Annotated in this window: 29 protein-coding genes and 1 pseudogene; 14 read left to right on the plus strand and 16 right to left on the minus strand. The window is 68.8% G+C overall.

Annotation, left to right across the window (positions count from 1 at the left end):
* Nucleotides 1–101: 101 nt before the first annotated feature.
* The 8 genes from NON19_RS22235 to NON19_RS22270 all read right to left on the minus strand — a co-directional run bounded on the left by NON19_RS22235 (nt 102) and on the right by NON19_RS22270 (nt 5121).
* On the minus strand, nt 102–383 hold the full coding sequence (locus tag NON19_RS22235) for a DUF6251 family protein (protein ID WP_255930694.1): 282 nt from the start codon (nt 381–383) through the stop codon (nt 102–104).
* A gap of 16 nt (nt 384–399) precedes the next feature.
* Nucleotides 400–594: a hypothetical protein gene (locus tag NON19_RS22240; RefSeq protein ID WP_255930634.1), complete on the minus strand. Its 195-nt coding sequence runs from the start codon at nt 592–594 to the stop codon at nt 400–402.
* Nucleotides 595–605: 11 nt separating this feature from the next.
* Complete coding sequence (locus NON19_RS22245) at nt 606–797, minus strand: mobile element transfer protein (RefSeq protein ID WP_255930636.1); 192 nt, start codon at nt 795–797, stop codon at nt 606–608.
* Between the two features lie 12 nt (nt 798–809).
* Nucleotides 810–1460, minus strand: coding sequence for a DUF2637 domain-containing protein (locus tag NON19_RS22250; RefSeq protein WP_255930638.1), 651 nt, complete (start codon nt 1458–1460; stop codon nt 810–812).
* A gap of 84 nt (nt 1461–1544) precedes the next feature.
* Complete coding sequence (locus NON19_RS22255; RefSeq protein WP_255930640.1) at nt 1545–2921, minus strand: FtsK/SpoIIIE domain-containing protein; 1377 nt, start codon at nt 2919–2921, stop codon at nt 1545–1547.
* A 2-nt stretch (nt 2922–2923) separates the two neighbouring features.
* Nucleotides 2924–3274 carry an SCO3933 family regulatory protein gene (locus NON19_RS22260; protein ID WP_255930643.1) on the minus strand — a complete coding sequence of 117 codons (351 nt, stop codon included), beginning with the start codon at nt 3272–3274 and terminating at the stop codon, nt 2924–2926.
* A gap of 316 nt (nt 3275–3590) precedes the next feature.
* On the minus strand, nt 3591–4826 hold the full coding sequence (locus NON19_RS22265; protein WP_372514233.1) for a helix-turn-helix domain-containing protein: 1236 nt from the start codon (nt 4824–4826) through the stop codon (nt 3591–3593).
* Nucleotides 4807–5121, minus strand: a complete 315-nt coding sequence (locus NON19_RS22270) for a putative quinol monooxygenase (protein ID WP_255930647.1) — start codon at nt 5119–5121, stop codon at nt 4807–4809. Before NON19_RS22270 ends, NON19_RS22265 begins: the two co-directional genes overlap by 20 nt.
* Nucleotides 5122–5335: 214 nt before the next feature.
* Between NON19_RS22270 and NON19_RS22275 the strand changes: the two genes are divergently transcribed.
* The 5 genes from NON19_RS22275 (at nt 5336) to NON19_RS22295 (ending at nt 7383) form a co-directional block, all read left to right on the plus strand.
* Nucleotides 5336–5743, plus strand: a complete 408-nt coding sequence (locus NON19_RS22275; protein ID WP_255930649.1) for an ATP-binding protein — start codon at nt 5336–5338, stop codon at nt 5741–5743.
* Nucleotides 5737–6048, plus strand: a complete 312-nt coding sequence (locus tag NON19_RS22280; RefSeq protein ID WP_255930651.1) for a hypothetical protein — start codon at nt 5737–5739, stop codon at nt 6046–6048. The genes NON19_RS22275 and NON19_RS22280 overlap by 7 nt, the downstream gene beginning before the upstream one ends.
* Entirely contained in the window at nt 6045–6431 is a 387-nt protein-coding gene (locus NON19_RS22285) for a hypothetical protein (protein WP_255930653.1), read from the plus strand. Before NON19_RS22280 ends, NON19_RS22285 begins: the two co-directional genes overlap by 4 nt.
* Nucleotides 6432–6564: 133 nt before the next feature.
* Nucleotides 6565–6924 (plus strand): NUDIX hydrolase, encoded by a 360-nt coding sequence (locus tag NON19_RS22290; RefSeq protein ID WP_255930695.1) that lies wholly within the window; start codon nt 6565–6567, stop codon nt 6922–6924.
* 81 nt (nt 6925–7005) lie between these two features.
* The gene (locus NON19_RS22295; protein ID WP_030216423.1) at nt 7006–7383 is read left to right on the plus strand and encodes a hypothetical protein; all 378 of its coding nucleotides are present in this window, start codon (nt 7006–7008) and stop codon (nt 7381–7383) included.
* 91 nt (nt 7384–7474) lie between these two features.
* Here the strand turns inward: NON19_RS22295 and NON19_RS33465 are convergent.
* Nucleotides 7475–7604 (minus strand): annotated as a pseudogene (locus NON19_RS33465) (IS630 family transposase); the annotation flags it as partial.
* 176 nt (nt 7605–7780) lie between these two features.
* On the opposite strand from NON19_RS33465, the gene NON19_RS22305 reads away from it, so the two are divergent.
* Together NON19_RS22305 and NON19_RS22310 are read left to right on the plus strand one after the other, a co-directional pair.
* Nucleotides 7781–8224 carry an SRPBCC family protein gene (locus tag NON19_RS22305; RefSeq protein ID WP_255930657.1) on the plus strand — a complete coding sequence of 148 codons (444 nt, stop codon included), beginning with the start codon at nt 7781–7783 and terminating at the stop codon, nt 8222–8224.
* Nucleotides 8225–8534: 310 nt separating this feature from the next.
* On the plus strand, nt 8535–9632 hold the full coding sequence (locus NON19_RS22310) for an RDD family protein (RefSeq protein WP_255930658.1): 1098 nt from the start codon (nt 8535–8537) through the stop codon (nt 9630–9632).
* Between the two features lie 578 nt (nt 9633–10210).
* Here NON19_RS22310 and NON19_RS22315 read toward each other — a convergent pair.
* Entirely contained in the window at nt 10211–10390 is a 180-nt protein-coding gene (locus tag NON19_RS22315; RefSeq protein WP_255930659.1) for a CsbD family protein, read from the minus strand.
* 452 nt (nt 10391–10842) lie between these two features.
* Nucleotides 10843–10989, minus strand: a complete 147-nt coding sequence (locus NON19_RS22325) for a hypothetical protein (protein ID WP_255930660.1) — start codon at nt 10987–10989, stop codon at nt 10843–10845.
* A gap of 460 nt (nt 10990–11449) precedes the next feature.
* Between NON19_RS22325 and NON19_RS22330 the strand changes: the two genes are divergently transcribed.
* The 3 genes from NON19_RS22330 to NON19_RS22340 all read left to right on the plus strand — a co-directional run bounded on the left by NON19_RS22330 (nt 11450) and on the right by NON19_RS22340 (nt 13480).
* Nucleotides 11450–12130 carry a LysE family translocator gene (locus tag NON19_RS22330; RefSeq protein ID WP_255930661.1) on the plus strand — a complete coding sequence of 227 codons (681 nt, stop codon included), beginning with the start codon at nt 11450–11452 and terminating at the stop codon, nt 12128–12130.
* A 230-nt stretch (nt 12131–12360) separates the two neighbouring features.
* Nucleotides 12361–12498 carry a hypothetical protein gene (locus NON19_RS22335; protein ID WP_255930662.1) on the plus strand — a complete coding sequence of 46 codons (138 nt, stop codon included), beginning with the start codon at nt 12361–12363 and terminating at the stop codon, nt 12496–12498.
* 280 nt (nt 12499–12778) lie between these two features.
* Nucleotides 12779–13480, plus strand: a complete 702-nt coding sequence (locus NON19_RS22340; RefSeq protein WP_255930663.1) for a DUF6215 domain-containing protein — start codon at nt 12779–12781, stop codon at nt 13478–13480.
* Nucleotides 13481–13624: 144 nt separating this feature from the next.
* Here the strand turns inward: NON19_RS22340 and NON19_RS22345 are convergent, their stop codons facing one another.
* Nucleotides 13625–14149, minus strand: a complete 525-nt coding sequence (locus NON19_RS22345; RefSeq protein WP_255930665.1) for a hypothetical protein — start codon at nt 14147–14149, stop codon at nt 13625–13627.
* A 346-nt stretch (nt 14150–14495) separates the two neighbouring features.
* Between NON19_RS22345 and NON19_RS22350 the strand changes: the two genes are divergently transcribed.
* Nucleotides 14496–15215: an oxygenase MpaB family protein gene (locus tag NON19_RS22350; protein ID WP_255930667.1), complete on the plus strand. Its 720-nt coding sequence runs from the start codon at nt 14496–14498 to the stop codon at nt 15213–15215.
* Here the strand turns inward: NON19_RS22350 and NON19_RS22355 are convergent.
* Nucleotides 15190–16011: a pentapeptide repeat-containing protein gene (locus tag NON19_RS22355; RefSeq protein WP_255930669.1), complete on the minus strand. Its 822-nt coding sequence runs from the start codon at nt 16009–16011 to the stop codon at nt 15190–15192. The genes NON19_RS22350 and NON19_RS22355 overlap by 26 nt on opposite strands.
* Before the next feature lie 140 nt (nt 16012–16151).
* On the opposite strand from NON19_RS22355, the gene NON19_RS22360 reads away from it, so the two are divergent.
* Nucleotides 16152–17375, plus strand: a complete 1224-nt coding sequence (locus NON19_RS22360) for an FAD-dependent oxidoreductase (RefSeq protein WP_255930671.1) — start codon at nt 16152–16154, stop codon at nt 17373–17375.
* A 7-nt stretch (nt 17376–17382) separates the two neighbouring features.
* Here the strand turns inward: NON19_RS22360 and NON19_RS22365 are convergent, their stop codons facing one another.
* Together NON19_RS22365 and NON19_RS22370 are read right to left on the minus strand one after the other, a co-directional pair.
* Entirely contained in the window at nt 17383–18015 is a 633-nt protein-coding gene (locus NON19_RS22365) for a TetR/AcrR family transcriptional regulator (protein WP_255930673.1), read from the minus strand.
* 138 nt (nt 18016–18153) lie between these two features.
* Nucleotides 18154–18801, minus strand: a complete 648-nt coding sequence (locus tag NON19_RS22370; RefSeq protein ID WP_255930674.1) for an HAD family hydrolase — start codon at nt 18799–18801, stop codon at nt 18154–18156.
* Between the two features lie 131 nt (nt 18802–18932).
* Between NON19_RS22370 and pabB the strand changes: the two genes are divergently transcribed.
* Complete coding sequence (gene pabB, locus NON19_RS22375; RefSeq protein WP_255930675.1) at nt 18933–21110, plus strand: aminodeoxychorismate synthase component I; 2178 nt, start codon at nt 18933–18935, stop codon at nt 21108–21110.
* A gap of 37 nt (nt 21111–21147) precedes the next feature.
* Nucleotides 21148–22191: a polysaccharide deacetylase family protein gene (locus NON19_RS22380; protein WP_255930676.1), complete on the plus strand. Its 1044-nt coding sequence runs from the start codon at nt 21148–21150 to the stop codon at nt 22189–22191.
* 98 nt (nt 22192–22289) lie between these two features.
* Here the strand turns inward: NON19_RS22380 and NON19_RS22385 are convergent, their stop codons facing one another.
* Nucleotides 22290–22679, minus strand: a complete 390-nt coding sequence (locus tag NON19_RS22385; RefSeq protein WP_255930677.1) for an ArsR/SmtB family transcription factor — start codon at nt 22677–22679, stop codon at nt 22290–22292.
* Between the last annotated feature and the right edge of the window lie 213 nt (nt 22680–22892).

The following is a 22892-nucleotide window of genomic DNA, read 5'->3' on the forward strand; positions in this document are numbered from 1 at the left end:
CGGGTGATGATGGTTGTCTCCTTTGCGGCTTAGGTCGTGAAGGGTGGGCTGCCGGGGCGGTGGATGCTTGGCGGTATCTGGGCCGCCCCGGCAGTTGTTGATCAGCGGTGACGGGTGGTGCCGAGCAGGGAGCGCAGGACCACGGCGGCGACCGCCACGGACACGGCCCCGACCGCGACGGCGGTCAGCAGGGCGGTGAGCACGATGCCGACCAGGACCACGGCGGCGACCGCACCGGCGCCGAGCCCGACGGCGGGGGCCATCCGGCGGACCGGAGGCGCCGGGGTATGGGCGCAGCAGCAAGCCGACTCGGGACCGGGCGCCACGGCGGGTGGCGTGTGGGTGCGCGGCTCGGGCAGTTCGGGGTAGGTGGGGCGGATCAGCATGGCGCTGGTCCTTTCAGCGGTGGTTGCCGTTGACGACGCCGACGCCCGTGCGGGTGCCGCTGTCGATGGCGGGGGCAAGGAAGCTGTGGGCGAGGTAGAAGCCGAAGAGGGCGATGACGACGGCGACCCACAGGCGGATGTTCATGAACTTGATCGCGGCCCAGGCGACGACGCCGAGGACGACGACCAGGGGCAGGCTGACGGTCAAGGTTCGGCCTTTCAGCGGACGGGGCAGCGGTGGGTACGGGCCGCCAACTCGGCGGCGGCGCGGGAGTCGTAGTCGCTGGAGAAGCCACAGCGCGGCGTGGTACAGGCGGCGGTGTGCTTCTCACGGCCGCGGTTGTCGTAGGCGGTGCCGACCTGGACCGGGCCGATGCGGGTGACGTTGCGGAAGCGACGGTTCGCGGACACGGCGATCTCCTTTCAGAGCTGGGCGGCGATGGCTTCGGCGAGCGGCGCGGGGACGCCGAGCTGGGCGCGCAGGGTCGGGGTGTCGATGGACCGCCCGGTGCGTTCCTGGTGGGCGGTCGCGAGCTTGCGGGCGTGCTCGACCAGGGCAGCGGGTACCGGCGCAGCGCTGCGCTGTTCGATCGGTTCCGGCGGTGCCGGAGGGGGAGCGCCGCCGTCCGCCTCGGTGCGAAAGGGCGTTTCTTCCTCGTCGGCCAGGTCCAACTCGACCGACGTGACGGACGATTGGACAGGCGGGGGCACTGTGGCGCTGTGCGCCAGGAGCGTGCCACCGAGGAAGGCGACCGCGGGCCATCCGGCGACCAGGATGCGCAACCAGGCCGGGACGGCGCCCAGGTCGAGCAGTCCGGCGGTGGCCACGTTCGCCCCGAGCGAGGCGGCGAGCGCGATCACGAACCAGCACCACCCGGCCGCCTTGGCCGTCCCGGTTCGAAGCCGTCGCCAGGCCGCGACGAGCAGCAGATCGACCGAGATCGGGTAGGCCCAGGCTTTCCAGCCGTTCTGTCCGGCCGCCGAGGCGATGTCGTGCAGGTGGGCGAAGGACAGCGCGGCGGCGATGACCGCCTGGACGAGCACCGCGTCGACACGGGCCAGATACGCGCGCATGGCGCGGCCTCCTTCCTGAAGCAGGCATGGCGGGGGTAGGGACGTGGCGTGATGCGGACACGCCGACCGATGGAGGGGAACGGGTTAGTCGGTCACCGGCAGCGGCTTGACCAGCGACACCGGGCGGTCAACAGGCACGGCGGGCACGGCGGGCCGGAACGGATCGAGCATGGGAACGTCCGGGACGAGGTGAGCCGTCTCAGCGCAGACCGCCGCAGCGTCGCCGAGCGACAGGTACGGGGTGCGGATGCGAGACCAACCGCCGGAGGTATCCCCGACCACGGCCAGGCCAGGCATTTCGGGGGCGATGGCACAAGCCGCGCCGACCGCTTCGGGTGCGATGTCGCCCAGCGCCATCTTCGCGGAGGCTTCGTCGTTCACGCGGTGGCAGACCCGGCCGGTGAGTTGGGCGCGGAGCATCGTGGCGCCCTTGCCCAGCTCGGCCCCGAACTGCTGACCACACACCTCCAGATAGATGCCTGCGGCGCGGCCGAGTTGGGCGAGCCGGATGAGTTGGGTGACCATCTCATCGCGCCGTTCCTCGTCTTTCTTCGTGGCGACCAGGAACAGCTCGGCCACCTCATCCACCAACAGCACGACGGGAACGGGCCGTTCAGTCTCGGGCAGGCCCCAGATGTCCGAGGTGATCTCCTCATCCGGGGTACCCGGGGCGATGCCCTGCCGGGCCTTGATCAGGTCGTACCGGTTCTCCATCAACGAGACCAGCACCGGCAGCAGTTCAGCAGCCTGTTCCGGATCGGTCGCCAGCGCCGACAGCCGAGGAGCGAACGGGGCCAGTTCCACGCCCCGCTTGCAGTCGATCCCCACCAGGGCCACCGGTTGTGGTGCGAGCCCGGCGACCAGATGCCGCAGGAACATCGACTTACCCGACAGCGTGGCGCCCAGGGTGAGCTGGTGGGGTATCGCCCGGTAGTCCCGCACGAACGCCGTCGCATCCTCCCGCAACGCCACCGGCACCCTCAGGAAGCCGCCGCCGGTCTTGCGCGGCATGCGCACTTTCCGCAGCACATCGAAGCCGACCAGCCGCAACTCGACCACGCCCGGTTTGACCACGGTGACATACACGGCGTGAACACCCCAGGCATGCCGCAGCCGTTCCGCCGAGGCAGCCACGTCCGCCGGTTCCTGCCCCGGGGCCAGGCGCAGCCGAAGCCGCATCCCGGTCGCGGTCGGCCGAATGATCCCGCGCCGTGGAGGGACCGGCCGCACCTCCCGGCGAGTGGTCGCCTGAACCAGCAGGGCCCGAAGCCTGGACGGCTGGACGGTCAGACCGCAGGCGTCCATGGTCGAGCCGTACGAGCCCAACAGCTTCGCCGCCGAGACGGGCAAGCCCAGCGTGCACCAGTAGGCGGCCGGGTGCCGGGCCCGGAGGTAGGCAGCCCCGCCACCTAATGCGGCGACCGGACCACCCACCTCCATCAACGTCATCAGATCCGACACGGTCAGGCCCCCACCTCGGCAGGGAAGGCCGCCGGAGCCACCACCTCGGCCCGGTAGGCGATCCCGTGCCGCTGCTGACCGTTGAACGTCGACTCCCACGGCCGCGCCACCAGACCCACCAGCGAGACCGGAGCCCCGACCGCCAGACCCTCGGTAATGCCCCGCTCCGGCACGGTGACCTTGATCAGCGAGGACTCGCCACCCTCGATGTAGACCACGCCGAGCGTCATCAACGTCTCGCCGGTGACCGCGTCGGTGGCGATCTCGCCCGACTGCCGGTCCTTGACCTTCTTCTCCGGAGCCTCGGTCAACAGGATCGTCGCCGCCGAGGTCTCAACACGGATGGAACGCACAGAACTACTCCCTTGCGTTCGCCCCTCGTCATGAGGGGCGCAATTGCTGACGAATGCCTACGCAACGGGAGGTTGACCGCATACGGACTGGGCGCGATACGCTCTAGGAGCGTTGTGCCAACGACGCGCCCGGCCTGAGTGGGCTGCCTCCCGCTCAGGCCACATTCATGTCTGTGGCCCTGTCGCTCGCGCCCCGATGCAGGTCTGCCTTCCTGCTCCGGCGCGTTCGCATGCCCGCGTCACCCGCTCCGCCGGATGCGGAGGAGTCTGCCGACACTCACCACAGTAACCCGTACTCCAAGTACTGTCTAGTACTTCATGTACTAGTCCGCACTTCCTGTACGCCCAACTCGCTTGCAAGCGACCGCAACTGATCCGACGGCGGCTGACTCATGGTCAGCAGGTCCATCACGAGCTGCTTCACACTCGGCATGGCGCGGACCATCTCAGGCGAGAGCTGGCGGGCCATCAGTAGCGCGGAGACAGCGCTGTCGACTTGCCGACGTTGGGCATGCGCACGCGCGATGTCGATCTGGAAGCGTGTCTGTCGCTCGGAGGAGAGCACCGACGCGTCGATGCTCTCCGCGGCCCTGAGAGCCACTCCGGCGTCACCGAGGTCGACGGCGACCGAGACCTCATGAAGCCCGACGTTGGTGGGACCGAACTCGGTGTTGTAATCGTTGCGCCCGGAGCCAACCTGCTCGGCCATGCCCCGGGCGTCCCGCAGGTACGCGTACGCGGTCTCGGCGTCGTTCGCCTTGGCTGCGGCTACTGCCCGCTGCAAGGTCAGTGCCCCGCGCAGGGCGACAGCTTCGATCTGCCCCGACTCCGCCAGCGGGCGGAGTGCGTCAGCGGCAGTGCCGGAGGCTTGGGCGGCCTGGTCGAAGTGGCGCGCACCGAGGAAGACGATGGACAGCCGGAACTCACCGGCCGCCATCAGCAACGGATCGTTGGCCCGTTCGGCGGCGACCACCGAGCGGTCGACGGCGATCCAGGCCGCCTCGGGCTCTCCCATGTTGGCCAGGGCGCCACTGCACGTGTGGTAGGTGGCCGCCAGCAGCCGGAAGAGTCCGGGGCGTTGCTCCTCTGGCGCCGAGCGCGCGGCTGCTTCGAGCCGGGGAACCAGCCGTTCCAACAGGTCGGCCAAGTCGGCGTACTTGCCCTGGTGAGTCAGGTCCCATGCTCGGTCGACCTCGGACCGCAGCGCGGGTACGTCCGGCGGCTCATGGTGGCCGAGGATCGCCTTCAGGGAGTGCGCGGAACTCAGCACCAGGCGTAGGCGGCTCGCCCCGGGCGGCTCACCTTCAGCCACCGATGCCACGATCGGCGCTTCCGCTGCCAGCTCCGCCAAGGGAAGTTCGAGGACTTCGGCGACCTTCTCCAGCACCGTCATGCGGTCGATGCGGCGTACGCCCCGCTCTACCTGGGACACCCAGGCTTCAGAGCGGTTCAACAGGCGGGCGAACTCCTTCTGTGAGAGCCCGCGTCGCTTGCGGTTGAAGGCGATCTTGCGACCGAGCGCCTTCTCATAGTCAGTGCTCAACGTCCACACCCTTGCCGGACACGAAGTCCAAGCGATCGACCTCGGTTGAGGCAAGGTACTGCTCGCGCGCGGAGAGGAAGGCCTTCACGTAGTCCTTCGACTCGTGAGCTTCGAAGGCGTCCCGGTCCCGGTAGAGCTCGTAGAAGATGCGTTCCAGCGGGCGACCGTCAACCCGGTGCACCGTGTAGATCACCGTCCCGGGCTCGTTCGCACGGATCTGTTCACCGGTCCGCGCCACCAAGGAATCGAACTCGGCAGCCGCCGACTCGTCCTTGCACGTGAAACGCACCATCAGCCCGAACATCCGGTTCCCCTCTCGATCGACTCTCGGCTCAGCACCACACCTCGGCGTGAACGCTATGCGCCAGGCGACCCGCACGAAAAGTGCGATCCCGCACTCGGAGTACCCGCACACTCGGTACGGTGCTAGTACTAATTGTACGGCTCGCTGCGATCCGCGTCAGCAGGACGAGGCAGTTGGCGCAGAAAGCCGCAGGTCACCGAGACGGAGGCGGTCCATGCCCACGTACCGACGCACCTTCCCCGGGCGACCAGAAGAGATCCGCAATGCCCGCCACTGGACCCGCGACAGTCTTAACGGCAGTTCGCGTGTCGAGGACGCCGCTCTGATCGTGACCGAGCTCGGCTCCAACGCCCTTCTTCACACCGCGAGCGGCGACGAGACCGGCACCTTCCAGGTCTCGCTCACAACGTCCGGCGCGGGCATCACGATCTCAGTCGCCGACCTCGGGAGTGCGAAGACCGAGCCAAGCATCGAGCACGCCGCCGAGGAGGACCTTCACGGCCGCGGGCTCGGTCTGGTCAGCGTTCTGGCTCAGCGCGTCGAGATCGATGGCGACGACAACGGCCGCACGATCACCGCCTACCTAACCCAGATGCCAGCCAGGCCGGTGATCGCATGCTGACGCTCTTCAACTACTGGTGCGAAGCCGTCGCCCGTGTCGAGGAGAGCGGACACACCCACCTGCTGAGCACGCAACCGGCCAGCACACCGCGCCTGGCGCTGCGATGGCTCCGCGGTCGCGTAAGGGATGTCGCCGAGCAACTCGACCCGGCGCCCGCTCAACCGGCCAGTTACTGGCTCGACGACCAGCTCGAGCATGAACGCGCCTTATCCGCGCTAGCCGCAGGCGAGGCATACGCCTTCGTCCTCGCCGACGACACCACTCGATACGTCCTGTCAGTCCGCCCCATAGGAACCGAACGATGAAGAGCCTGGACCCCAACACCCGTCGCGGCTATTGGTGCGAGTGCTGGACCGCGAGCCCCGTAACTAGCAGCGCTCCTGAACTGTTTGCTTCGTTCGAAGCGGTCACCGCCACGCAGGCTGTGCGCTGGATCTGTGGGGTCCTACGGACGATCGCCTCAGCGCTCGAACCCGACGCAGCCGATCGAGCCTGGACCTGGTTGACCAGCGGCTACGTAGCTGCCCTCGACCACTTGGAGCGCGCCCAGCCATGCGCCTTCACCGTCACCCACGCCAGCACCCGTATCGAGTGGACCGCCCGCCCAGTGCTCTTCCTGGCGCTGGCCCACCGCCAAGGAGTCAACCTGCCAGACTGCACAGAGCGGTTCTGCAGCCATTTCAGGTGATGCCGCACTTGGCTCGCACCTACGGTGAAACGACCAGCCAGCCGAGGAGGAACCGACGACCGTGAGTATCCAACGCCCGCACTCTGTAAGCGTCGCCGGAGTCATCGTGGACGATTAGGACCGGGCTCTCCTCATACGGCGTCGGGACAACGGCCATTGGGAACCACCCGGCGGAGTCCTGGAGGCCGGAGAGAGGATCCCAGAAGCCCTACGACGTGAAGTGCTGGAGGAGACCGGCATCACGATCGAACTCCCGGCAACGCTCACGGGTGTCTACAAGAACATGACCGCCTTGGTCGTCGCTCTCGTCTTCCGTTGCAAGGCCATTGGCGGCAGTCCCACGACTGGAGCAGAGACTCGGGCACTGCGCTGGGCCACTCGCGAGGAGGTACGCCAACTCGCCGACGAGGCATACGCGATCCGTGTCCTGGACGCACTCGACGCGGCATCGCCGCCCGCCGTACGTGCGCATGACGGCGTGAAGCTCGTCTAGTGCTGTGACCGGGATGGTCCACCATGATCGGAAGGCGGCTCGCGGGACGAGCGCACGCGCAACGGCTGGTATTACTGGGGCATGCAGGAAGAGACGGCACGCTCCGCGATCGACACGTTCATCTCCGCGTTTAACGCCTCGGACGACAGCTATGTGACTGCCCTGCTCTCCCAGGCCCTGACCTCAGACGTGGTCTTCTGGGGGCCGTTGGGTCGCAGCGAAGGAATCGCGGCGGTCGAGCGGTTCGTGCTGGACATCCGGCGCCACCCGGCGGGGACCGGCACGATGGTGCGCTGCTCAGCGGTGGACATGCCGGATGAGTGGGCCCGGTACCAGTGGGTCTTCACCACGCCGGATGGAGGCCCCCGCCTGGCGGGAACGGACGTCGTCCATCTGCGGCGGAGCCTCATCGACCAGGTCATCGTCTTTGCGGGGGAGATCGAGCCGTCCGCCTCCTGAGTCGTCCTTCTGTCGCTGTCCTTCTCGTGAACTTGGCCCTTTCGGTACTCCGGGGCTGCGGTTCGCGATCGGTCAGGCTGCGGCGTTGAGGGGGGCGTCCGCCCCAGCGGATGCCCTTCTCGCTGCGGATGCGGGCGCGTTCCTTGCGTTGGGCGGCAAGTACGTCCGGGGTGGCGGGCGTTGGCGTTGCGCCAGCGCAGGTAGCGGTGCAATGCCTGGGTCACAGCACTAGCGCTGGTTCGCCAGCCCCGGGCAGTGCCGGCAGGTCCACTACCTACCCGACGCGCACTGCGAGATCGTGTACGAGATCCCGGTCAACCGCTAGAAGTGTGGGGCAGTCACGGGCACCATGTGTGTCGGACTCCTGAGCATGAGCGGCCCGGATAGCGTTGAGGTTATGGCCGTCGATGTCCTCACCGAGACCGTGATCGCCCGTCCCTGTGCGGAGGTCTCCGCCTACGCCGGGGATCCGACCAACGCGCCACACTGGTACGCCAACATCGTCTCGGTTCGTTGGCGGACCTCGCCGCCGCTCGCCGTGGGCTCGAAGCTCGACTTCGTCGCCCGCTTTCTCGGGCGCACCCTGACCTACACGTACGAGGTCGTCGAGTACTCCTCCGAACGACTCGTGATGCGCACTGCGCAGGGGTCGTTCCCCATGGAGACGACCTACACCTGGCAGGCGGTGGACGCTGACCATACCCGGATGACGCTGCGCAACCGCGGCGAGCCATCCGGCCTTGCCAAAGTGAGCGCTCCGATGATGGCTGCTGCCGTGCGGCGGGCAAACGTCAAGGACCTGGCTGCGTTGAAAGAACTGCTGGAAGGCGCCAACGCCTAACGACTCCAACCGACGCTCAGCGGCCGACTTCCGACATCCACGGCTGACATCAACGAGGCCGGACGGCAGCACACAGCAGCGCCCCTACACGATCGTCGGACCAGTCACCGACGGCGCCAGGGGCGGGTGTAGATCGAACCCTAAAGCGGGTGTCGCAGGTTGCAATCCTTGCCGGTGGCACCCACCCAGGGCACCGCGTCGACGCAGGCCGTACCACCCGCCAGCTCTGCCAACGCACTCTGTTACTGGGCTACTTGCCCAACCATCGCTATCGTTTGAGGGCTGTCGTGCAGTCGATTCGGGGGAAGCCGTGTCCCAACAGTCCGCAGCAGACATATCGAATTGGGGAGCACCGAGGGAGGCGGTAAGACCGCCAGCATGGCGTCGTCTGCTCGCCTGGTTGCTCGACTTCGCCATCGTTCTCGCCGTGGCTGTGCTGCTCGGCAGCTTTACCTTCCACCGGATCTCCGGCCAGGTGACGGACCTTGGCATGGTCGGGGAGAGCGTCTGGCGGATCCTCGGCTCTCGCGGGAACCTTCCTGGGACGGCCGCGGGCGTCGGCTCGTCGATATGGGACACCGCCGTCCTCGATGTCGAGGAGGCATTCGCCGCGCTGGTGCTCTTCGCCTTCGTTTACCAGTTCCTGGCTCTTGTCTGGACACGCCGCACAGTGGGCAAGGCACTGACAGGTCTGCGCGTAGTGCCGAACGGGCAAGAGGTGTCAGGTCCATTGGGACGACGGCGTGCAGCCGTCCGTGCCATGGTCGCCGCTGTGACCGATGTTGCCTGCTACGCCGCGGCCTGCTGCCTTCTGCTTGATGGCGACTTCGTGCTCTCCGTGCTGTGCTGGGTGATTGCGGTCGTCATCTTCTGGATCAATGCCCTTCCAACACTGCTCGGTACCGGCCGCTCCCTGGCCGACCGCTTGGCCGGAACCTCGGTCACCGGTGTGCAGTTGTTCCGCACCGTCGCGTACGCCGCTGCCGACAGGAGCCAAGCTGTGTGGCAAGGGGGCCGCCAGGTCGCCCAACAGGTCGTGGACCAGGAACGGGTACGCCAGATCACGGAGTCGGGGTCGGGCCAGGCCCGCCGAATAGCCGACCTTGGTCGCGCCGCCGCTCGTGGCGGTAGGAGTGCTTGGGAGGGGACTCGCCAAGGAGCCCAAGAAGGTGCACAGCGGGCAACGGAGCGCGTCCGCCAGATCTCTGAGTCTGACCTCGGACGTGCAACTACCGAAAAAGGTCGCGCCGCTCTCATCCGAGCCAGATCGGCCGTCCGCATCCGGCGGCCCAAGCCAGAGCAGCACCCTCTGCCTCCGCCCCCGTCTGGCAGCTTCGGCCCCCCTCCGCCTTCTGACTTCGGCCCACTTCCGGACTCGCCCCCACCCGGCGCGCGGCGAGAGCAGTGACAGTGAACGACCACCTTGCTGCTGGGCAGGACGACGGTGAGGTGACGCCGCAGCGGGCGGTCGGGGGCCAGCACCTCGAACATGCCGCTGACCTGCATGGATGCCAAGCGTGAAGGCTCACACTCAGTCCAACTGGGTGTGGACGACCGCGGCCCCAGCCACCTTGCCTTCCTCCCCCCAGGCAGTGATCCGAAGCGGATCCTTCTCTCATCACAAGCTGACATCCACGAGTGACATCAACGGCGGCGTACAGCGAGGGATAGGGACGTACGCCGACGGCTGTCGCCTCACAGGCCCAGGAGCCTCTGGCAGGGGAGAGTCAGCTCCGGGATCGAACTTACAAAGCAGATGTCGGCGGTTCGAATCCGTCTGTGCCCACAAAACGGAATTTGATCAGGTAGAAGGCCCGGTACTCCCCAGCGGAGGACCGGGCCTGACTGTTAGTTGGATCTTGAGGGTCCACATAGAGTCCACAACCCGGAACGATCATGAACTCTGTGCCCGTCACTTAGGAGAGTGACCGCGCCGCACGCGGTCTTGGCGAGCCCTCATCCATGCGAGCTATTCGATTGCCTAGCTCACTTGCTGCCCTTGAACGCGTCCTTGATCTTCTCTCCCGCTTGCTTTACGTCGGCCTCGACCTGGTCGCCCTTACCGCGGGCCTTCAGTTCCTCGTCGTCTGTGGCGTGGCCAGCTGCTTCCTTGGCCTTGCCGCGCAGCTTGTCGCCGAGGTTGCGGGCCTTGTCTTCCGTACCCATGGAAAACTCCTCCGCTCATGCGATGGCTTGGGTCTCGCCGCGCCTGCCCTGGTCGGGTCTGGATACACGCCCGACCTGGACGCCGGCATACGGCGTTGATCGCCGGTGCACCGGCCGGTGGGCACAGGGTGCGGCCACGGGCCGGCGCGCACATCCGGGTACAACCACGCCTGCCCTACGGTCCTAGGCGCACACATCCGCAGCCCGCATGCGTCGGCGGCCAGTGGGGCGCAGTCTGGGGGTGTGGGTGATCGGAATCCGCATCCGCCCGTGGTGGTGCACTCGCCCGGTCTGGCAGGTCGACGGGTGACGATCAACGGTGAGTACGCGGGACGGGCACATCGGCCAGGGGAACTGCGTGCTCTGCTGCGTCGTAAAGGCGTGGTCGGGGCGCATCTCGACGATCACTCGCTGATCGAGTGGCGAGGCGGCGGCCCGGAAGTATGGGCCGACTAGGCGGAACGTGGCGGCTTCCTGCTGCTGGCCTTCTTGGCCGTCGTCTTCTTCGCGGCGGCCTTCTTCGCGGCGGCCTTCTTCTTCGGCTCGTCAGCCGGGACCTTCTTGCCTCGGCGCTCGATCGAGGCCTGGAACGCGGCCATGAGGTCGCCGACGCCCTCCGCAGCCGAGGCAGCTCCTGTTCTCGCAGGTCAGCGACCAAACCGGCGGCAAATGATCGCAACTTCCCAAGCTGAGGGCTCCGGCGCCGTGGTCACGCACCGGCTGTCGCGGCTTGCTCTGGTCGACGGCATCCGAAGGTCGGCCCCATCAAAGGAACTTCGTTGTACGGCCCTTCGGGCCGCTACCGGCAGTGCCGCGCTCGGCCGCCGCCCGCGCCATGACGCCGCCGTCTTCTGGTGCGCCGCCGTACCCGCGCGGAAGTCGCCGCCCGCGAACGCGGCTTTTCCGTCTCCGTGTTCCCGGTGGAGATCCGGCTCTTCCGTTCATACTCGTCGTCAATCGTGGCGCTGGGCCTGTTCTTCGTTGCGCCATCGCGGAGTGACGGTACGGCAGGCATCGAAAGCAGGTGCTGGCGTGAGTGTGTGACGTTACGATCCCGCCATGTTGACCGCCGTTCTTGCGTTCGCTGGTGTCGCCGCTGTGATCAACGTGACGCCGGGGCTGGACACGCTCCTGGTACTGCGGACCTCCGTTTCCCAGGGCAAGACTGCGGGCCTTAGCGCGGCGCTTGGGATTGTCATGGGGTGCCTGGCATGGGGGCTGGCGGCTGCGGTCGGTCTGACCGCTCTGCTCACTGCTTCCCACGTGGCCTACGACACGATGCGCATCGCTGGCGCTGTCTATCTGACCTGGCTGGGTGTTTCAGCTCTATGGCGGTCCAGGCGTCGACACACGACTCGGGCGACAACTGGCCCGAACCACCTGGCCAGGCAGGCGTGCCCTGACGCCGTGGCTGAGCAGACCGCTGCGGAGAGTCCGCGTGGGCGTTTTGCCGCTTTCCGTTCTGGTATCGGAACCAACCTTCTCAACCCCAAGGCCGGTGTCTTCTACATGAGCCTGGTTCCGCAGTTCATCCCCCATGGAGAGCCGGTTTTCAGCTCCACGGTCCTGTTCACGGTGATCGATGTCGTCGAGTTGTCGATTTGGTTCTGGGTGGTTTCCGGCGCCGCTTCCGCGCTGGGCGAGCGCATCAGGCGCCCGGCCTTCCGCCGCCGGACGGAGCAGGCCAGCGGAATCGCGTTCATCGGCTTTGCCGCGAGCCTCCTTACCGAACACTCGTGAGGCCTGCCTCCTGCACTGCCCCCAGCCACACCGCCGAAGGCTGCGGCCCGCAGCATCTCCACCTCGTCCTCGACGCGGCGCGCACAGTGAGACCGGAGTGATCGAGGCGGCCGGATCGGAATATTCCAACCCTCGGACGCCCGGGCGAGTTGTCAGACCGACCGCCTACGATTGTCCACATGTTCTCCACACCTGAGACCCGAGTGTCACCTGCGCCACATGTGGCGCGCATGGCACGGGCTCAGCAGGAGATCCGTCGTCTCACCAGCCGAGGCCGCCTATCCCCGCAGCAGCGCCTGGAGTTGGCCCGATGGCAGCGGGAATGGGTTGTCGCCTGGCGGGAGGGCCAGTACGCCATCGCGGCGTAGCGCAAGCACCCTTCCGCGCCCGCATCGCGCGAACGAATGGCGCGCCCCGAGCAGCGAGCAGCCAACTACCCACGCTACGTCCGGGTCTGACAGCAGTGCGCAGCACCACCTCCAGCGCCGGGCGCGTTCCAGATGCCTGCGGCGGACTGTAGGGAGCGAATGGGGTTGGCGGGCCGACCGGGGTTGGCCCGGGCGGTGACGGACAATCGCCTTGTCCGCTTGGTGATCACGGGGTTAAGGTCCCCGGGCACGTATCGGGGGATCACGCCAGGCGGGGGACATGGCAGACGAAATCGACGTGCCCAATAGGGGCGCGGGCGCGTGGGGGCAGGCCGTCGCCGCCGTGGCACTCGTAGGGGTGCTGGTTGTCGGTCTGTGGGCGTTCGGGAAGGCGCCGTCCCCGGGCAGCGAACCGCGGCCTGCCACATGCCCCGGCGGGGAGTCCGAGAAGGCGCAAAGGCAGGCGCCTCGGCACGTCTCGGGGGCGCAACTGTGCGAGGCGCTGAACCGCGCCGACCTCGCCGAACTGCTGGGCACGCCGGGGGAGACCGCCAAGACCGCCGACGGCGGCGGAGGCACCGTCAAGCTTGCCGGCGGCGAGGAGATCGACACCCCCTCGGCCCGGGTCGAGTTCGCGACCTACACCGTGACCCTGTCGGCCAGCTACGACCGTCTTCCCGTAGGCGGGTCCGCCGCGCTCCTGGGGGACGGCGCACGCCAGCAGACGGTCCTGGGCCGCCCGGCGGTGCTCGACTCGGACCGCACCATAAGCCTCAGATTCCGCCTCGACGGGAGCGACGCCAGCAGCGGCCCCGGCGTCCCAGCCCGCACCCTCACCGTGGCCCGGGACGCAAAGGACAGCGGCGGCTCCTTCGAGCTGGCCCTGTGGCGGGCGGACGGCGGGGTGCCGGACGACGCGGTACTGCTCCGCGTCGCCGAGGAGGTGCTGCCGACGGTCCAGGGGTGGGCCACTTACGACTGAGGGGACTGACAGCGCGTCGGCTGCGGCGGTCTCACAGAGTCTTTCCGCCGCCCGGCGCGCTCCCCGTCTTTCCGCCGCCCGGCGTGCTCCCCAACTCGCACCGGCAGCCCGTGGTGGCGGGACGTTGTCCGAGCGGCACGAGTGTCAGCGGTAGTCCTCCGGATGGGACTGCATCCAGGTGTTGATCTTGTCGCGGGTGCCGGTCAACAGGGCTTGGTTCTTCCTGAGGTTGGGGAAGGAGGAATCGCCAGCCAGGGTCGACCGCATCTGGTTGATCCAGGCGAGGGGTTGTTTGAAGTGGGCCGGTCCCTCGGAGCTGGCCTTCATCGAGGCGTCGAGGGCGTTGAGGTTGTCCAGCACTCGCTTCAGGAAGTACTCGCAGTTTCCCTCGGACGCGGCGCAGCCGGGGTCGGTGTAGGTGGCCTGGAGTACGGCGAAGGAGTCGCGTACCTTCGCGACCGGGACAGCCGGGCCATCCGGGGCGGCCAGGACAGCCGGGACAGCCGATTCCGTGGCGGACGGGCTGGCGGCAGCGGTCGCGGAGGTGGGCGGAGTGCCGGGAGCCGTCGCGGCGGCGGATGGCCGACTCGTACCGGAGGAGCAGGCGACGAGTGCTCCTACCAGGAGGATTGATGGCGCCGTGAGTCTGGCAAGTCGCTTGATGCGCATGTGATCCCCCTGTGGGTACCGCTGAAGTACCGGGATCATAGAGGGGGTTGGGGGCGCTCGGCCCCGGGCAGGCCAGCGCGGCTGCGGCCGGGTTGGAGCAGGTCGCCGCGCGGGTCGGGCGGACCGCTCGCTAGCCTGCCGCCATGCCCGCAGTGAACGCCGCGCCATTCTGTCCCGACCGCGCGCGGTCCATGAGGCACGTGGCCAGGGTGATGATGCGCCGGGAAAGCGATGGCAAGCGCATGTGTCGAACTGTCTGGCGCTGTTCCGCGGATCACCTTTGGTGGCGGTGGGCGGATGACTCTGGCGGTGGCTGGGAGGCGTGCCCGCACGCCGGGCGGTTTTCGTGAGCGGTGGGTATCTCGCGTACCGCGAGTTCGCGCTGGAATTCCCGGCCGATCTGCGGCTTGGGCTCAATCTTGGTTTCTACCGCACATTTGCCGTGCCGAGTATCGCGGCCGTTCTCGCCGGGACGGGAAAGATGGTCGCGCGGCCGAAGGAGCGGGCCAAGGCTACCGGCACCCTGATGTTCACGTTGATCGAGCGCGGGATGGACGGGCCCGACGGGCGGCTGGCGGTGGCGCAGTTGAAGCGGACGCATGCCCGACTCGCCGTGGGGAACGACGAGTTCGTCTATGTGCTGGCGGCGTTCTGCGTAACGCCCGTGCGGTGGATCGACGCTCATGGGCGGCGGAAGACCACGGTGGGCGAGAAGCGCGCGGCCCACGGCTTCTACGCGGAACTGGGCGCCAGGATGGGCATTGAAGGAGTGCCCGATTCGTTCGACGCCTTGGCCGACTGGATGGATGACTTCGAGCGGCGGGCGTTCGCCGTAACGCCGGAGGGGCGCGCACTGTGGGGTGCCACGCGGGGGCTGCTGGCCGGGCGGTTTCCCAGGCCGTTGGCTCCGTTGGTGCGGGCGGCGGCTGATGCGCTGCTTGACGATCGGCTGCGCGACGCGCTCGCAACTCCCCGGCCCTCGGCCGCCGTTCGGATGCTGCTGGCCACCGTGCTGGCGGCCCGTGCCCGGTGGTGGCGGCTCATCGCCAGTGGGCGGGGCGGCTGACCGTCACCGGAAGTTTTGTGCTGGCGTCGCCCTTGGCGGCGTTGAGTTGGGGCTGGGTCAGGAAGATACTTCCGGTCAGGTCGGCGCCGTGCAGGCTGGCGTCACGGAAGTCCGCGCCGATGAGGTCGGCGGTCCTCAGGTCAGCGCCGGTCAGGTCGGCGGCTATCAGGTAGGCACCGCGCAGGTTGGCGCCGCGCAGGTTGGCACCCTTGAGCTTGGCGCCGATCAGGTCCGCGCCGCGGTGGTTCTTCTTGCGGCCGGGGACACCCGCCCTTACCAGTTCGCTGGTGCGTAGCAGCAGGGCGTTGATGTCGGCGCGGTGCGCCGCCACGTCCAGCGCGGCGAGTTCCTCGGCGCTGCCCCGGGTGAGGCGGTCGGTGGCTTCCAGCGCGCGGCGCAGGTCGGCGTGGACGGGACGGGCCCGTGGCAGCGCCAGCGCCTCGGTCAAGTACCGGAGCAGCTCGTGCAGTTGGCGCATCACCGGGAACACCTCGAACATCGGCCGCGCTCTGTGCGGCGCCTGGCGCCAGTCCTGGCCGCCGAACGTGGTCTGCGAGACCTTCTGGCCCGCGCCGAAGCAGTCGAAGACCGTGCAGCCGGAAAAGCCCTTGTCGCGCAGGCGGTTGTGGATGCCGCAGCGGAAGTCGGCCTGGAGGTTCGAACACGGCTGACCGGCGTCCTTGTTGACCGCGAAGTCGGCCGACCGGGCGAAGGGCAGCGCGACGCAGCACAGCGCGAAGCAGTTCGCGCAGTCGCCCTGCAGATCGATGAGGCGGGCTTCGGGCTGCTGGGTCAAGGCGAGTTCCGCTTTCCGTGGGCGCTGGGTGCGGCTCCATTCTCCCATGACCCGGCAGCTCTCTAACCGATCGGTCAGATGTCTGACCGATCGGTTAGGGTGGGCGTTGTCAGTGGGCCTGCGCGAGGGAGGGAAACGTGATGGAGCGCACGACGTGCTGTGTGGTGGGGGGCGGTCCGGCGGGGATGATGCTCGGGCTGCTGCTGGCCAGGGCCGGTATCGAGGTGACCGTGCTGGAGAAGCACCGGGACTTCCTGCGCGACTTCCGCGGGGACACCGTTCACCCGTCGACCCTGCGACTGCTGGACGAGCTGGGCCTCGGCGAGCAGTTCGCGAAACTGCCCTTCCGGAAGATGCGGGAGATGCGGATGCAGATCGGCGACGCCACCGTCGTCGCCGCCGACCTACGGCATATTCCAGGCAGGCACCGGTACATCGCCATGGTCCCGCAGTGGGACTTCCTCAACCTGCTCGCAGCCGCCGCCGCGCGGGAGCCCTCCTTCACCCTGCGGATGTGCACCGAGGTGACCGGACTGCGCACCGCGGGCGGCCGGGTGACGGGGGTGCGGTACGTCGATGAGGACGGCTCGCCCGGCGAGATGGCGGCGGCGCTCACGGTCGGCTGCGACGGGCGCCACTCGGTGGTGCGGCGCGAAGCCGGGCTGCGCCCGCGGGAGTTCGAGGTGCCGATGGACGTGTGGCACGTCCGCGTGCCCACGCGGTTCGACAGCGTCAAGGACGGCAGGGTCTTCGCGAAGTTCGTCAACGGGCAGGCGGCGGTGACGATGGACCGGGTGGACTACTACCAGACCTCGTACCTGATCAAGAAGGGCCAGGACAAGGAGCTGCGGGCCAATGACATCCAGTGGTTCAGGGATCGGCTGGGTGCGTTGTTCGGATGGGACCCGCAGGTCACAGCCGCGATCCGGTCCTGGGGCGACGTCAAGCTGCTGGAGGTCTCGATGGGACGGCTGCCGCGCTGGTACCGGCCCGGCCTGCTGTGCATAGGCGACGCGGCGCACACCATGTCGCCGGTCGGCGGCGTCGGCGTCAACCTCGCGGTGCAGGACGCCGTGGCGGCGGCCCGGATCCTGGCGGAGCCGCTGCGCCGTGGCGTCGTTGACGTGGACGACCTGGCGCGGGTGCAGAAACGGCGCTGGCTGCCGATGGCCGTGACGCAGCAGTCGCAGCGCGGCGAGCACGAGATGCTGTTGCGGCCCGCGCTCGACGGCACGTTGGACGGCGACCGGCTTCCGGCCCCGATACGGGCGCTGCGGCGAATACCGGCGCTGCGCACGGTGACCGGCTACCTCGGCGGGGTCGGGGTACGGCCCGAGCGCGCGCCGGAGTTCGCGCGGGCCTGACGGGCGGTCAATCGCGGCGGTCGATCGCGTTCAGGGTGAACACCTCCAACTCGTCGGCGGCGGCGTCGAGATCGAGTTCCGGATGTGCGAGCCAGTGCGCGATCACTCCGTCGATCGCACCACCGATCGCCAGCGCCACGGTCCGAGGGTCGAACTCACGTAGCTGACCGGTGAGTTGGCCCCGGGAGAGCAGGGCGGCCAGCGACTGCCAGCGACCGCCGGTGTCATGGGAGCCCGGAGTCTTCAGCCGCGTGCCGCCGTTGTCATCCAGCAGCATCTCGGTGATCACCCGGACATGGCGCCGGTTCGCCTGCTGGTAGCCGATCATGGCGCGGACGTATGCCACGACGGCGGCCCGCGGGTCGGACTCGCGCTCCACGCGCTCGGTGACGTACGTGGAGAACCGTTCCAGTACGTACTCGAGCGTGGCCTGGGTGAGGTTGTCCTTGGACGAGAAGTGGTAGAGGACCGCGGCCTTGGAGAGTCCGGCCTCCTTGGCGATCGCCGACAGCGAGGTCGCCGGGTAGCCGCGGGTGGAGATCAGGTCGATGGTGCACTCTATGAGCTGCTGACGTCGGGCTCGCTCGGTGAACGTCAGGCTGTCGGGGGCGGTGCTGTCGGCACTCCGGTGCGGAGTCATCGTCATGCACCCTTGCCTTTCCTCTGCCTTGTGCCGTGCCACCGGCCGACGCACGACCGTACACCGCGGTGCGTGCGGTTGGCGATCCACGGGCGGCGCCGCCCGTGGGCCGGGCGTCAGGGCGTGGCGGGCCGGGCATCAGGTGGCGGCGGCCGCCGTGATCGCGGTCAGCTCGGAGAGGGAGTCGATGCGCCAGTCCGCGGCTGCCGCCTGCGGGGTGTCGGCCCACAGATGGCCCCAGGGGCCACGGCGGAGGTGGGCGGTGCGCAGACCGGCGGCCTTGGCGGGGGTGATGTCCACGGCGGGGTAGTCGCCGACGTAGACGGTGCGGTGTGGGGCGCGGCCGGTGAGGGCGACGACCTGGGCGAAGAACCGCGGGTGCGGTTTGCCCACGCCCCATTCGCCGGAGGTGGCGATCGCGTCGGCGGGCAGGTCCAGGGCGCGCAGCAACTCCGCTGCCCTGGCGGACTGGTTGCCCGCCACGAACACGCCGAGCCGCTGTGCGCGCAGCGCGGTGAGGGTGGGGCGGACGTCCGGGTAGAGGTCGGTCTCGTCAAGGTGTTCACCGCGTCCGGCGGCTTCGCGGGCCGCGTACTCGGCGGACACGTCGATGCCGGGGCGCAGCAGGCGCAGGGCGTCGGTGCTGTCGCGGCCCTGTGCGACGACCGCGCCCATCAGCGCGGAGAGGGTGTGGCGGGAGACGTCCAGCCAGTCGGCCCAGGTGGACCAGTAGCGGTCGTCGTGGACCAGGGTTTCGCCGATGTCGAAGACGACGGCTTCGATCATGTTGGCCAAGGGTATTGCCCTTCCCGTGTGTTTGGCGGGCGCCGGACGGGCTTCGCCGGGAGACGGTGGCCCCCGCCGCCTTCGACCCCTTGGGACGTGGGAAAATGGGGTCTTGAGGTGATCCCGGCACGATGCGCACGCTTCTGATCGACAACTACGACTCGTTCACCTACAACCTGGTGCACGGAATCGCCGCCGCTACCGGCCGGGAACCCGTTGTCATCCGCAACGACGATCCGCACTGGCGGATCGAACGGCTGGCGGAGTTCGACTGCGTGGTGATCTCCCCAGGCCCCGGAACCCCGGAGCGCGCGGCGGACTTCGGCATCTGCCGCGAGGTCATCGAGCGCTGCGAGTTGCCGCTGCTCGGCATCTGCCTGGGCCACCAGGGCCTGGCCGCCTGCTTCGGCGGCACCGTGGAGCGCGCCCCCGAACCACGTCACGGCCGCACCTCACCCGTCCTGCACACCGGAACCGGCATCTTCGACGGCATCCCCTCCCCGTTCCAGGTGGTCCGGTACCACTCGCTCACCGTCACCGGGCTCCCGGACGAACTGGAGGCCACCGCCCACACCCCGGACGGCGTGCTGATGGGCATCCGGCACCGGCACCGGCCGATGTGGGGCCTGCAGTTCCACCCCGAGTCGATCTGTACCCAGTACGGTGACCGCCTGCTGCGCAACTTCGCTGAGCTCGTACGGCAGCACCACGCACCCCGGTCGCTGCCGGTGCCCGCGCCCCGACCGGCGGCCACCGCGACCGCACCGGCCAGGACCACCACATACGAGCTGCTGGTGGAGTCCATACCCACCCGCTGGGACGACGAGTCCGCCTTCGACGCGGTCTTCCGCGACCGGCCATACGCGTTCTGGCTGGACAGCAGCCGCCCGGACGCCGGAACCGGACGCTTCTCGATCATGGGCGACGGCTCCGGGCCGCTCGCCCGGGTCGCCACCGCCGATGTGTGGACCGGCACCTTGACCGTGCGCTCCGCGGACGGCGAGACAGCAGGCGGCGAGACAGCAGGCGGCGAGGCAGCGGACGGCCAGGAAGGCGGCGGCGAGGAGGACGGCGAACACCTGGTCACCGGTGACTTCCTGGACTGGCTGGACCAGGACCTGCGCACCACCCGTGTGGCCACCCCCGACGGCCTGCCGCCGTGCGGCTTCGCGCTGGGCTGGGTCGGCTACCTCGGATACGAGCTGAAGGCCCAGTGCGGCGGGCGCAAGGCGCACCGCTCCTCGGAGCCCGACGCCGTGATGGTCTTCGCCGACCGGGCCGTCGTCCTGGACCACGCCACCGGTACCACCCATCTGCTGGCCCTCGCCCGACCCGGCACGCCGGGCCCCGCGCGCGCATGGCTGGCCGAGACGGCGGAACTGCTCAACGCACTGTCCGGCCGCACCCGCCCGCCCGTATTGCGGCCCGCCGCGCCGGACGCCATCCGGCTGCGCCATGACCGGGACCGCTACCTGGAGCTGATCGGCATCGCGCAGGAGGAGATCGCGGCCGGTGAGACCTATGAGGTGTGCCTGACCAACATGGTCGAGGTGGAGACCGTCGCCGACCCCTGGCAGTCCTACCGGCTGCTGCGGCAGGCGTCCCCGGCCCCGTTCGGCGCGCTGTTGCAGTTCGACGGGGTGTCGGTGCTGAGCACCTCGCCGGAACGGTTCCTCAGTGTCACCGCCGACGGGCGCGCCGAGTCCCGTCCGATCAAGGGCACCCGGCCGCGCGGCACGACCCCGGAGCAGGACGCCGCGCTGCGCCGCGAGTTGGCCAGCGACGAGAAGGACCACTCCGAGAACCTGATGATCGTCGACCTGGTCCGCAACGACCTGGGCCGCTGCGCCGAGACCGGCTCGGTGGAGGCGCGTGAGCTGTTCGAGGTGGAGACCTACGACACCGTGCACCAACTGGTCAGCACGGTAAGGGCGCGGCTGCGCGCCGACCGCAGCGCTGTCGACTGTGTGCGCGCGGCGTTCCCCGGCGGGTCGATGACCGGTGCGCCCAAGATCCGCACCATGCGGATCATCGACCGTCTTGAGGGAGGCCCGCGCGGTGTCTACTCAGGCGCCATCGGCTACTTCTCGCTTACCGGCGCCGCCGATCTGAGCATCGTGATCCGTACCGCCGTGCTCACCCCCGGCCGGATCCGCTATGGCACCGGCGGTGCCATCGTGGCGCTCTCCGATCCTGAGCAGGAGTTCGAGGAGACCGCGGTCAAGGCCGCACCGCTGCTCGCGCTGACCGGCGGCGAGTTCCCGCAACGCCACATGGCCCGCACCAGCCCGCACGGCGACGCCGACTGACCGCGCCGCCGAGCGACCGCCGCCGCCCCACGGCACGATGGCCAACGCGCTGCCGCACGCCGTCGGCGCGGCCCTCGCCGATCCGGGACGGCCGACGGTCTCACTGTCCGGAGACGGTGAACTGGACATGCTGCCCGGAGAGTTGGTTCCGCGTACCGGTAACGTTCCCGAGTGCCACACAGCACATGAACAGCGCATTCGGGAGCACAGCACGGTGAAGCGGCACAACCAGCGGAGCAGGTTCTACGGTGCGCTGGCGGGCGCGGTCACCCTGGCCGTCACCACCAGCGGCTGCGGCGCGGCGGACTCAGCGTCCGACTCGGCACCACCCCCTGCCACCACCACCGCCACCGCGAGCGCGTCCAGCAGCGCACCGGCCGTGGACGCCGCGGCCTGGCGCAAGTGGGGCCTGACACCGCTGCCCGCGGCTCCCGAACCGCCCGCCGACAAGCCCCTCAAGCTCTCGGCCACCGGCCCCGTTCCGGTGTTCGCACACATCCCGACCACGCAGAAGGTCGTCTTCCTCACCCTCGACGACGGGGCGGAGAAGGACCCGAAGTTCATCGAGATGATCCGGGACCTGAAGATCCCCATCACGATGTTTCTGATGAACGACGCCATCAAGGACGACTACGGGTATTTCAAGCCGCTGCAGCAGTTGGGCAACCACATCCAGAACCACACCCTGCACCACCCGGTGATGAACACCGTGCCGCTGGCCCGCCAGAAGGAGGAGGTGTGCGGGGACCAGAAGATCCTCACCCACCAGTACGGCACCGCGCCGCTGCTGTTCCGGCCGCCGTACGGCGCGTACAACGCCGCCACCAAGACAGCGGTGGGCGAGTGCGGCCCCCGGGCGATCGTGTGGTGGCGCGAGTCGATGCAGATCAACGACATGCAGTACCAGGCCGGGGACCACAAGCTGCGCCCCGGCGACATCATCCTGGCCCACTTCCGTGGCCCCAAGGAGCTCAAGGGCGCCACCATGACCGAGATGTTCGGCAACCTCCTCAAGCGCGTCCAGGAGCAGGGCTTCGCTGTCGCCCGCCTTGAGGACTACATCCAAGCTCCCGCGGCGTAGGGACGGTTGGACGGGCTTGGTGGGGCGTTCACCGCCGTGGCGGGATCCTTTCGGTGCGGACCGTAGGCGGGCCCCGCCGAAGAACCCGCCGGGCGGCCTTACCTCGGCCTTCGCATCGGCCGTAGGCCGACCGCTCTGGACCAGCGCACGGCGCGCGGCGCGGGGGCCGACTCCACTGCCGGATCGGTTTCGGAACCGCCCGGCGCCGGGTCGGAGCGGCCGCTGGCACCGGCGGCCACCACGACCTCCTCCAGCAGTCCCCGAACGTGTTCACCGGAAACGCGGTAGAAGACCCGGGTGCCATCCCGCCGGGAGGTCACCAGTCCCGCCGCGCGCAGCTTCGCCAGGTGCTGTGAGACCGCGGCGACATGGGCGCCGACCAGCTCCGCCAACTTGCCCACCGGCAGCTCCTGTTGGCTGAGCGCCCACAGCAGACGGAAGCGTGTGGGGTCGGCCAGCGCCTTCAGCACCGCGACCGCCGCCTCCACCCCGTCGCTATACGGTCCGTCCGAACCTCGGCCATCCGATTCCCGTGACGAAGCTTGCGCGTCCATGCAAAGAGGTTAACCGGCCAACCCTCGGACTTCACTCGGTGTGGTGGGGCAGCTCCTCGCGTGGATCGGTGCACCGGCGCCCGCCCCCGCGTGGCCGTCGCGCACGGCGGCGCCCCATGGCAGCCGACGGCAGCAGGACCCGCCGCC

The sequence above is a fragment of the Streptantibioticus rubrisoli genome, assembly GCF_024436055.1.
Taxonomy (GTDB): domain Bacteria; phylum Actinomycetota; class Actinomycetes; order Streptomycetales; family Streptomycetaceae; genus Streptantibioticus_A; species Streptantibioticus_A rubrisoli.